This window comes from Methylobacterium adhaesivum (assembly GCF_022179065.1).
Taxonomy (GTDB): Bacteria; Pseudomonadota; Alphaproteobacteria; order Rhizobiales; family Beijerinckiaceae; genus Methylobacterium; species Methylobacterium adhaesivum.
In genome coordinates this window covers 1-8723 of record NZ_BPQD01000035.1, presented here as the reverse complement: position 1 = coordinate 8723, position 8723 = coordinate 1, and the positions used below count along the sequence as shown (strand labels likewise).

The 8723-nt window shown below is 69.8% G+C and carries 7 protein-coding genes; all 7 read right to left on the bottom strand.

Annotated elements, in window-relative coordinates; all coding sequences use genetic code 11:
- Positions 1-35: 35 nt before the first annotated feature.
- Complete coding sequence (locus tag MFF01_RS18810) at positions 36-710, bottom strand: phosphorylase (RefSeq protein ID WP_238227711.1); 675 nt, start codon at positions 708-710, stop codon at positions 36-38.
- A 163-nt stretch (positions 711-873) separates the two neighbouring features.
- Positions 874-2871, bottom strand: a complete 1998-nt coding sequence (gene shc / locus MFF01_RS18805) for a squalene--hopene cyclase (RefSeq protein WP_238227710.1) — start codon at positions 2869-2871, stop codon at positions 874-876.
- 39 nt (positions 2872-2910) lie between these two features.
- Positions 2911-4215 carry a hydroxysqualene dehydroxylase HpnE gene (gene hpnE / locus MFF01_RS18800; RefSeq protein WP_238227709.1) on the bottom strand — a complete coding sequence of 435 codons (1305 nt, stop codon included), beginning with the start codon at positions 4213-4215 and terminating at the stop codon, positions 2911-2913.
- Positions 4215-5063, bottom strand: coding sequence for a presqualene diphosphate synthase HpnD (gene hpnD, locus MFF01_RS18795; RefSeq protein ID WP_238227708.1), 849 nt, complete (start codon positions 5061-5063; stop codon positions 4215-4217). The genes hpnE and hpnD overlap by 1 nt, the downstream gene beginning before the upstream one ends.
- Complete coding sequence (gene hpnC / locus MFF01_RS18790) at positions 5060-5959, bottom strand: squalene synthase HpnC (protein WP_238227707.1); 900 nt, start codon at positions 5957-5959, stop codon at positions 5060-5062. The genes hpnD and hpnC overlap by 4 nt, the downstream gene beginning before the upstream one ends.
- Positions 5956-6978, bottom strand: coding sequence for a hopanoid-associated sugar epimerase (hpnA, locus tag MFF01_RS18785; RefSeq protein ID WP_238227706.1), 1023 nt, complete (start codon positions 6976-6978; stop codon positions 5956-5958). Before hpnA ends, hpnC begins: the two co-directional genes overlap by 4 nt.
- 169 nt (positions 6979-7147) lie before the next feature.
- The coding region (gene dxs / locus MFF01_RS18780; protein WP_238227705.1) for a 1-deoxy-D-xylulose-5-phosphate synthase at positions 7148-8723 on the bottom strand (1576 nt) is incomplete at its 5' end.

The window sequence follows — 8723 nt, the reverse complement described above, 5'->3', positions numbered from 1 at the left end:
GTCGCGGGGCTTTTCGTTTGCCTTTGGCGGCCCCATCACGGAACGCCGAGCCCGGGGCCGAGCAGAGGTCTGCAGCGCGTCAGGGTCGCGAAGGCCCGTCCGGAATCGCGGGCAAGGTGCATGAGGGGCCCGATCCGGCGCGGATCACGCAGGAGTGCGCGAAGCACGGCGGCGATATCGGGCTCGCCATCGGGTTTCAGGGCCTGTGCCGCGAAGGCGGGGATCGCCCGGTCGGCAGGATCGCAGACGATGCGGATCGCCGCGAATGGCAGGCCGTGGGAGGCGGCGAAGTCAGCGGCGACGTGGGACTCCATATCGACCGCGATGGCACCCGTGCGGATGTGAAGGGCTGTCTTGTCCGCAACGGCGAGGATGGCGGTCTCGACGCCCGCGATGGGGGAGCGACGGACCGAGCCGCCTAGGTCGGCAAGGCGGTCCATCAGCGCATCGGCGATGTGGGCATCGGCTGGGTAGCGATGCTGGCCCGCGATGATCTCGGAGGCGATCACCACATCCCCCGGCGCAAGGTCGGGCGCGAGGCCGCCGGCAATGCCGATGCTGACCACCGCGCGGCAATTCGGTGGCTTGCGAGCAGCGAGGAGTGCTCGCAGTCGCTGTGGGTTCCCGCCCGCGCCGATGGCGACGACGCCCGGACCGGACGCGAGACGCGCTTCCTTGGCGAGGCCAGTGACGGCGAGGATAGGAAGCATCGGATATCCCCCGCCCTTGGAAATTCCCTCCCCCCTCTGCGGGGGAGGGTGCCTGCGGAGCAGGCTGGAGAGAGGAGCCACGCCTCCGAACGAGGCGATCCCCTCATCCGCCCCGCTTCGCGGGCCACCTTCTCCCGCAGAGGGGAGAAGGAAGTACCCGCCCCTACATCCCGAACGCGACGGTCCGGGTGTTGGACTGCTTGAGATTGCGGAACCGCGCCATGGCCCAGAGGGGGAAGAACTTCGGGTAGCCATGGTAGCGCAGGTAGAACACCCGCGGGAAGCCGGTGGCGGTGTAGCGCTCCTCCGACCAGAACCCGTCCGCCCCCTGCGTGCGGGTGAGGTAGTTGATGCCGCGCACCACCGCCGGATCGTCGGCCTCGCCGGCCGCCATCAGGGCGAGCAGCGCCCAGGCCGTCTGCGACGCGGTGGAATAGCCGGGCTCGAAGGCCGGGTCGATCTTGTACGACGAGGCATCCTCGCCCCAGCCGCCGTCCGGATTCTGGATCCGGATGAGCCAGGCCACGGCCTTGCGGATCTCCGGCGACGCCGGATCGACGCCCGCCGCGTTGAGGGCGCACAGCACTGACCAGGTGCCGTAGATGAAGTTCATGCCCCAGCGGCCGTACCACGAGCCGTCCTCCTCCTGATCGGCGAGGAGGTAGGCGACGCCACGGTCGAGGGGCTTGGAACTGTCGCGGGTCTCGCCGAGCTGGGCCAGCATGGACACCACCCGGGCCGTGACGTCGGCGGTGGGCGGGTCGAGCAGCGCGCCGTGATCGGAGAACGGGATGTGGTTGAGGTAATGATGGTTGTTGTCGGCATCGAAGGCCGCCCAGCCGCCGTCGCTCGACTGAAGGCCCTCGACCCACTCGCGGGCGCGGGCGATGGCGTTCGCGTAGTCGGGCACATCGGCCACCAGCCCGTGCTGACGGGTGGCGCGGTCCATGGCCATCACGACGACGGCGGTGTCGTCGAGGTCGGGGAAATGCGGATTGGCGTACTGGAACGCCCAGCCGCCGGGCCGTACGTCCGGACGACCGGCCGCCCAATCGCCCTTGATGTCGAGGACCTGGAGGGGTTTCAGCCAATCGAGGCCGCGCCGGGCCTGCCGCTCGGCTTCGGGCCCGCCGGCCTCGAGCAGGGCGTGGCCGGCCAGCGCCGTATCCCAGACGGGGGACAGGCAGGGCTGCACGTAGGCCTCGTGCTCCTTGACCACCACGAGCTTCTCGATGGCCTCGCAGGCGATCATCACCTGCGGGTGATCGGCGGGATAGCCGAGCACGTCGTACATGAGCACGGTGTTGACCATGGCGGGGAAGATGGCGCCGAGGCCGTCTTCACCATTGAGGCGCTCGCTGACCCAGGCCTCGGCCTTGTCAATGGCACGCTGGCGACGTTTCTTCGGAAAATGGTCCTGCGTCGCCTGCAGCACGCGGTCGATGGCGCCGAAGATCGGCGTCCAAGGCCAAGTCGCATGCGGGCTGCCGGGCCAGTTCCGGACATGCTCGGGCGGCGTCACGAACAGTTCCGGCACGCCGAGGCCGCGTGGGTTCTTGGCCAGCGGCTTCTTCGCCTGAAGCACCAGCAGGGGCACGATCACGCAGCGCGCCCAATAGGAGACCTTGTCGAGGTGGAACGGAAACCACTTCGGCAGATGCATGATCTCCACGGGCATCACCGGGACGGCGCGCCACGGCACCTCGCCGAACAGTGCTAGGAGAAAGCGGGTGAAGACATTGGAGTTGGCGGCTCCACCGCGCGACAGGATCGCCTCGCGGGCCCGGCGCATGTGCGGCGCCTCGATGGAGTCGCCGATGAACTTCAGGGCGAAGTAGGCCTTGACGCTGGCGCTCATGTCGAATGGCCCGTCATGGACCAGGGCCCAGCCACCGTGCTTACCTTGGGTGCGGCGCAGGTAATTGCCGATCTTCGCCTCCAGCTCCGGCGCGATCTCGGTGGCGCGGAACTGGTGGAACATGATGTATTCGGACGGGATCGTCGCGTCGGCCTCGAGTTCGAAGCACAGATGCCCGTCGGCATGGGAGAGGGCCGTGAGGGCCTGCGTCGCGCGCGTGATTCCGCGCTCCACATCCTCGATGGAGATCTCCTGCGTCTTGGGGCGCTGAAGCGCCTCGACCTTCTTGTATGCCTCTCGCATCGTCCTCGCCTCACCGGCCGTCTCAGCCGCCGCCATACCTCAGGCCGCGCCGCGCACGCGTGCCTGTGCGCACCCGCCCGTGGAGCGTGCGAGTGCGTGCGCGGCGGTCGTTCCAGACCGAATCGCACCTTCGATCGTCGATGGCAGACCGGTCGCGGTCCAATCGCCTGCCACGACGCAATTGCGGTGAGCCGTCTCGGCGCCGGAACGACGCGCGGCCTCGGCGGGCGTCGCCGCGAAGGTCGCCCGCTTCTCCTTGACGATCTGCCACCTTGGCAGTTCAGGCGCAAGTCCGCACAAAGTCGAGACTTCCGCCCAGATCTGCTTCCCTAAGTCTTCGCGCGGCACGTCGAGGAGCCGATCGGCACCGCTGATCGTCACCGACAAGCGATCCGGATAAGCGAACAACCACTCCGTCGTTCCATTCACCACGCCGAGCAGTAACGGTGAGCCGGGCGGCGGAACCACAGCGAAATGCGCGTTGACGATGGAGCGATAGGCCTGCGGCGCCGCGAGTCCTGGAATAACCTCGGCCGCCACCCACGGCGGCAGGGCGAGCACCACGGCGTCGTCGGCTCCCAAAGTAATGGTCTCGTCGCCGAAGACGAGTTCGGTGACACCGCCCTCGCCGAACGTCAGACTGCGCAAGCGGTGCCCGAAGCGCATTTCGGTACCACGCCGGATCAGGTAGGCCACGGCCGGATCGACGAAGGCCGCCGAGAGGCCGGCCACGGCGACGAGGGGGCGGCTCGCCGCGCCACCGGCCCCGAGGGTCTCGCGCAGGATTGTCGCGGCGAGGCCGACGTCGCTCTCCTTCGGCTCGGTGTTGAGGGCCGCGATGAGCACCGGGTGCCACAGGCGGTCGTAGAGCAGGCCCTCGCAGGCCATGGCTTCGCCGATGGTGCCGCCCTGGCCCGGAGCCTTGCCAGCGGCGGCCTTGAGGATGCCGAGGGGCGCGAGGTAGTCGGACGCCTTCGTGCCCGGCACCCGGCGCGAGGCCGCGAGCACCCACCACGGCACGCGGCCGGCATTGGGACGCAGGGTCCAGCGCTCGCCGGTCTTCAGGTCGGCGAAGGGAAACTCGGCCTCCGCCGGGCCGGTCAGGGCGTCGGCCGGCGCCCCGATGGTCTTCATGAAACCGAGGGCCGAGGTGTTGCCCGACAGGAGCAGGTGGTTGCCGTTGTCGATGGTGAGGCCGAGCGTCGGATCGTAGTACGAGCGGCAGCGCCCACCGGCTTGCTTGGCCGCCTCGTGCACGATCACGCGTCGGCCGGCCTCCACCAGGGAGACGGCCGCCGAGAGGCCGGCGAGACCGGCGCCGACGACGTGGACGGTGCCGGCCATCAGATGATCCCGTGCTTGAGGGCGACGGCGATGAGGGCGGCCTTGCCGGGCTTCACCCGGGCGCGGGGCTTGGCCCAGCCGCGCGCCAGCACCGCGTCGAGGTAGAGGCGGTAGGCCGCCGCCATCAGACGGGGCGCCTTGGTGACCTTGCGCGGGCAGCGGGCGATGATGGCCCAGGTCTGGCGGTAGTGCTCCTCCGCCTCCTCCGCGAGGGCGGCACAGACTTCGCCGATGCGGGGATGGTCGATGGCCGCCTGCGGCGTCGGATCGGTCAGGCCGATGGCGCGAAGCTTCTCGCGGGGCAGGTAAAGGCGACCGCGTGTCGCGTCCTCGTCGATGTCGCGCAGGATGTTGGTGAGCTGAAGCGCGCGGCCCTCGTGATGGGCGAGCGCGATTCCCTCGGCCTCGGGAATCCCGAAGATGCGCACGGACAGACGTCCGACGGCACTGGCGACCCGGTCGCAGTAGAGATCGAGGGTGACCTCGTCGGGGGCGACGATGTCCTCGAACGCGTCCATGGCCATGCCGTCGATGACCGCGTGGAAATCCTCGCGCAGGAGGCCGTAGCGCCGGATCGGCTCGACCAGATCCCGCACCCGGGGCGCGGGCCTGCCGGCATAGAGGGCATCGATGTCGGCGCCCCAACGCACGAGTTCAGCCCGGCGCATGTCGGCGGGTCCGCCGTCATCGGCGACGTCGTCGACGGCGCGGCAGAAGGCGTAGACGGCGTACATGGCCTCGCGCCGCTCCTTCGGCAGGAGCCGCATGGCCGTGTAGAACGACGACGACTTCGCCGGCAGGGCGTCGGCCGACAGGGTTTCCGGCATGGGCGTGGCGGTGGCGCTCATGCGCGTCCTCCGAGGGCGTGCCGGCGCAGGGTCCGCCCGCGCAGGGGCCGGCGGGCGAGGGTGGTGGCAATGCCGCCCAAAGCCGTCAGGGCGAAGGCCGCCTTGCCGTGATGGACCTTCTCGGAGAGCGGGTCGCGCTCCATCAGGCCCCGGCACAGGACCACGGCGAGGCGATGGATCGCCGCGATCTCGAGGCTGAGGCGGAGATCCGCGATGAGGTCGGGCAACACGGCCCCCTCGTCGAGGAGGCCCATGGTGCGCTCGGCCAACTCGCGAATCACGGCGCGCAGGGCCGGGGAAGCCTTGGCCGCCCCGAGATCAGAGATCGCGGCACCATGCTTGTCCAAGGTCTCCTGCGGGAGATAGACCCGGTCGTTGCGAACGAAATCCTTGCCGCAATCCTGCAGGTGGTTGATGATCTGAAGAGCGGCACAGATGGCGTCGGACGGGCCCCAGACCACGCGGGCATCCTCGCCGTGTACGTCGAGCACGTAGCGCCCCACCGGCATGGCCGAGAGCCGGCAATAGGCGATGAGGTCGTCCCAATCCGCGTAGCGGTTTTTTACGGCATCGAGGCGGAAGGCATCGAGGAGTTCCAGCGCATGGGTGGCGGGCAGACCGCGTGCCAAAAGTTCGCGCTTGAGCGGTTCCGCCTCGGGGTCGGACGGCCCCTTGCCGGTGAGGGCGTCGGCGAGGACGTCCAGCAATTCGACCTTGCGCTCGGGCGCGAGCGTCGTGTGGTCGGCGACATCGTCGCCGGCCCGGACGAAATCGTAGAAGGCCAGGATCGCGCCCCGGTTCCTCGGATGGATGAGGTGCGACGCGACGGGGAAATTCTCGTCCTTGTGGCCCTTGCCGGAGCGGGCCTCGGTGGCGGTCTGCAGGGTGGCGCTCATCTCAGGCGTCCCTCCTGGCGGAACCACGCGATGGCGTCGGACAGGCCCTGCGCGTAGGGGCGGGCGGTGTAGCCGAGTTCGGCCCGGGCCTTGGCGTCGGTGAAGAACATGCGGTAGCGCGACATGCGGATGCCATCGATGGTGGCGAACGGCGCCTTGCCGGTGAAGCGGGCGATCTGCTCGGAGACGAAGGCGATGGGATAGACCACGGCACGCGGCAGGTTCACGGTCGGGGGCTTGCGGCCGACCAGGCCGGCGATGTCGGCGAGCATCCTGGATAGAAGCACGTTCTCACCGCCCAGGATGTAGCGTTCGCCGATCCGGCCCTTCTGCAGGGCAAGGAGATGGCCGTACGCGACATCGTCCACGTGGGCGAGGTTGAGACCGGTATCGACGAAGGCCGGCATCCGGCCCAAGGCCGCTTCCAGGATGATGCGGCCGGTGGGCGTCGGCTTCACGTCGCGGGGGCCGATGGGGGTCGAGGGATTGACGATGACCACGGGCAGGCCGCGCGCCACCATTGTCTCGACGACCCGCTCGGACACCACCTTGCTGCGCTTGTACGCGCCGATGGCGGTCTCGGGGGTCAGGGGCCGGGTCTCGTCGGCGGGCGTGCCGTCGTCGTGCGGCTTGATGGTGGCGACGCTCGACGTATAGACGACGCGCTCGATGCCGGCGCGCAGGGCCTCCTCCATGAGGATCACGGCGCCGTCGCGGTTGGTCGCGACGATCTCCTCCGGGTCCGGCGCCCACAGGCGGTAATCGGCCGCTGCGTGGACGAGGTAGCGCTGTCCCTTCAGGGCGGCAGCCACGGCGGCGCGGTCGCGCATGTCGCCCTCGACCACCTCGACGTCGGTCCAGGTCAGGTTCGTGCGCGGCGAGGTCGCCCGCACCATGATGCGCACGGGAAAGCCGGCCTTGCGGAACACGTCCACGAGGGCAGCGCCCAGGAAACCGCTCGCACCGGTTATGAGGACCGGGCCGGCATCGAACGGGCCGGTGGAGGTCGCCTGTGGCATTTCTCTCGTGGGTTCAAGAAACTCGGGGCGCGGCGAATCCAGCTGGCGCCGGAGCCGTCGGCCCGGCGCTTTTGTCATCGAAACAGAAACCGGACAAGCGCAGCCGGGTCACACCCGCGCCGCCTCGCGCACGGTCAGCGTCCGTGGGCAAGGCGGCCGGTAATCCCGGTCAGGCGAGGCGCAGGCGGCTCGATCCGGCCTTTCGCTCGGGGAGGATGTCGCGAACGGTCTGGGCGATGGAGGCGGCGTCGAGGCCGGCCTCGCGGTACATGGCGTCGGGGGTGTTGTGGTCCTGGTAGGTGTCGGGCAGCGTCAGGGTCCGCACCCGCACCCGGCCGGCGTCCAGGGCGCCCTTTTCGGCGAGCAGGTGCAGCACCATGGCGCCGAAGCCGCCCACCGACCCCTCTTCCAGGGTGATCAGAACCTCGTGGGACGCGGCGAGGTCGAGGATCAGGGCCTCGTCGAGGGGCTTGGCGAAGCGCGCATCCGCCACCGTCACGGCAATGCCCTCGGCCTCCAGGGCGTCGGCGGCCTTGCCCGCCTCGGCCAGGCGGGTGCCGAGCGACAGGAGCGCCACCCGCGCCCCCTCGGGCCGGCGCACGATCCGGCCCTTGCCGATGGGCAGGGCCTCGCCGCGCTCCGGCAGGTCGACGCCCACGCCCTCGCCGCGGGGGTAGCGGAGCGCGATGGGGCCGGAATCGTGGGCGTGGCAGGTCGCCACCATGTGGACGAGCTCGGCCTCGTCGGCCGCCGCCATCACGGTCATGTTCGGCAGGCAGCAGAGATAGGCGAGGTCGAACGCGCCCGCATGGGTCGCGCCGTCGGCGCCCACCAGCCCGGCCCGATCGAGGGCGAAACGCACCGGCAGGTTCTGCAGGGCGACGTCGTGCACGACCTGATCGTAGGCCCGCTGCAGGAAGGTCGAGTAGATCGCCACGAACGGCTTGTAGCCTTCCGTCGCCAGCCCGCCCGCGAAGGTCACGGCGTGCTGCTCGGCGATGCCGACGTCGAAGGTCCGGTCCGGATGCGCCTTGCCGAACAGGTCGATGCCGGTGCCGCCCGGCATCGCGGCGGTGATCGCCACCACCTTCGGGTCGGCGTCGGCGGCCTTGATCAGGCTCTCGCCGAACACCCGGGTGTAGGCCGGGGCGTTGGGCTTGGCCTTGGCCTGCACGCCCGACAGCACGTCGAACTTCACGACGCCGTGGTAGCGGTCGGCGCTCGCCTCCGCCGGGGCGTAGCCCTTGCCCTTCTGGGTGACGACATGGAGCAGGATCGGGCCCTGCTCGGTGTCGCGGACGTTCTTCAGGATGGGGAGCAGGTGGTCGAGGTTGTGCCCGTCGATGGGGCCGACATAGTGGAAGCCCATCTCCTCGAACATGGTGCCGCCGCCGACCACGAGGGAGCGGGCGTATTCCTCCGCCGCCGCGGCGCGCTGGTAGAGGGCCTTGGGCAGGAGTTTGCCGAGCTGCTTGGCGGTCTCGCGCAAGCTCCGGTAGGTGCCGCCCGAGGCCAGCCGCGCGAAGTAGGCCGACATGGCCCCCACCGGGGGGGCGATCGACATGTCGTTGTCGTTGAGGATGACGATGAGGCGTGAATGCAGCGCGCCGGCGTTGTTCATGGCCTCGTAGGCCATGCCGGCCGACATCGAGCCGTCGCCGATTACCGCGATCATGTTGCGGCGCTTGGGCGGCGGGGCGCCCGTGGCCTTGGCCTGCGCCGCGTCGAGGTCGCGGGCGACCGCC